Raw genomic sequence first — 1,901 nt, 5'->3', positions numbered from 1 at the left:
CACCCAAAGCCGCGCCTCTGCGGACGACATCGCGTCCGCGGTGTCGTACCAGATGCGCCGGGCTCGTCGCGGGGGTGTCCTGCGATGAGCACTCTTGAACTGTCGGACTTTCAGCTGGACTTCGGCGGCATCCTCCTCGGGCATAAAACCAGCATTCCGATCGCGGAGATCGAAGGCCTCTCCCGTCCCGGAACGCGTGGAGAGTTCGTCGAGCAGCCCGGAGCTGACGTCGGGTGGCTGGCACCGGACTGGTACGAGGCCCGCACCCTGCGCATCGACTGCGGCATCAAGACGCCGGGAGACCCGGCCGGGGCCCGGCAGATCCTCGCCGACCTGGAGGCTGTCGCCGACAACCCGCGGATCCGTACGGTGGGCGGGGCGGTGATGCCGCTTCGCATCAGATGGGCCGGCTCCCCCGTCCGCGTGCTGTTTGGGCGGCTGAAGAAGCTCGACGCCAGGTGGGCGGAGGCGGCGCACGGCTGGATTCCCCTCGACGTCGAGTTCATTGTTCCTTCGCCGCGCTACTACGCCGACTTCGAGGAGCAGGCGCAGCTGCGGCTGGGCTGGCTGTCTGGTGGCGGGTTCACGGCGCCTGTCCAGGCTCCGATCCACGTCACCAGCGGCAACCCGTTGGGGCAGAGCCGGCCGGGCTGGGTCACCAACAACGGCGCCATTGGCACCCATCCGGTGATCACGGTGTACGGGCCGTGCGCTAACCCGGTGATCACCCATGTCGAGAGCGGCCGTTCCATCAGCCTGCCCATCACGCTCGCTGCCGGCCAGTGGGTGCGGGTGGATACGCGGCCCGGTCAGATCCGGGTGACGCGTGAGAACGGCGGCACCGCCCCCACCACGTCGCGGCTGGACACGTTCGTGCTCCCGCCGGGGCGCAGTGAGCTGCGCTGGACGGCGACTGATCCGACTGCGACCGCGCGCCTGACGGTGGCGTGGCGCGATGCCTTTATATCCCTCTGAAATCAAGGACGTTCGTACACCGATGACGCTCGCGCAAGCCCCTCTGCTCGTTGATGGAGCCACGCACTCCGCGCAGACGTTCCGCATGATGATCAAAGACCTGAGCCGTGGTGCGGAAGGCATCACGGAGGCCGCCGACTTGAAGGTGACTCCGCTGCCGGTGCCGGGTGCGGGGGTGCAGGTCGCGGACGGTTCGGCGGTGATCCGTGGCAAGGCGAACATGTGGCAGGGCTCGTACACCGCGTACAACATCGGTGTCGCGACGGTGCCGGTCGCACCGACTGGTGCCACGCCGCGCTCGGATCTGATCGTCCTCAAGGTGCAAGATCCTGAGTTCGAGGGTGGTCTCGATCCCGCAAGGGACTCGATCAACTTCTTTGACGTCGTCCCCAATGTTTCGGCGGCCACGACCGTCGCTCCCAAGGGCGTCACGGGGATTGCGATAGCCCGCCTGGACATCCCGGCGAATACGGGCACGATCACCGCCGCGATGATCCGCGACCTGCGCAAGGTCGCCAACCCCAGGCGCGAGCGAACCCTGTACACGGCGTATCCGACCAAGGTCTCCAAGGCTTGGAAGGACGACGACAAGTGGTACGTCTGGCCGGCCGAGGCTCGCTGGATGATCCCTGTCCCGGACTGGGCTACCAAGCTGATCTTCACCATCACCATCGCTGGTCTTCGCCTCGACTTCGACAACGTCTACGGCCGCATTCAGCCCGTCTTCGGGACGGTCGCGGGTCAGGACACCGTCATCGATGACAACCAGGGCAAGGTCGTGCGGCGTACGACCGGCATCGTGGCCGACACGCTCGCTCTGCCTGCCGCGTACCGAGGCACCAGTCAGCCGCTGTTCCTCCACGCCAAGATGGCCAAGACGGAGCGGGGTGACTTGTCCGTGGACGGCGGCACCAGCATCGTCGCCG

General features: G+C 66.9%; 2 protein-coding genes. Both read left to right on the top strand.

Translation table 11 applies throughout. The features are described from left to right. The first annotated feature begins 84 nt into the window (after positions 1 to 84). A complete protein-coding gene (locus ACZ5CR_RS44165; RefSeq protein WP_468869013.1) occupies positions 85 to 975 on the top strand; it encodes a phage tail family protein in 891 nt (296 codons plus the stop codon). A 22-nt stretch (positions 976 to 997) separates the two neighbouring features. Then, positions 998 to 1,901: hypothetical protein (locus ACZ5CR_RS44160; protein ID WP_468869008.1), on the top strand; the 904-nt coding region annotated here is incomplete at its 3' end.

This window comes from Streptomyces sp. NPDC031274 (genome assembly GCF_055570235.1).
The sequence above is the reverse complement of the archived record's forward strand: the minus strand, read 5'-3'. Positions and strand labels throughout refer to the sequence as shown.

Coding starts and splice junctions, on each gene's coding strand:
- ACZ5CR_RS44165 (WP_468869013.1), top strand. CDS start 85: ATGAGCACTCTTGAACTGTCGGACTTTCAGCTGGACTTCGGCGGCATC.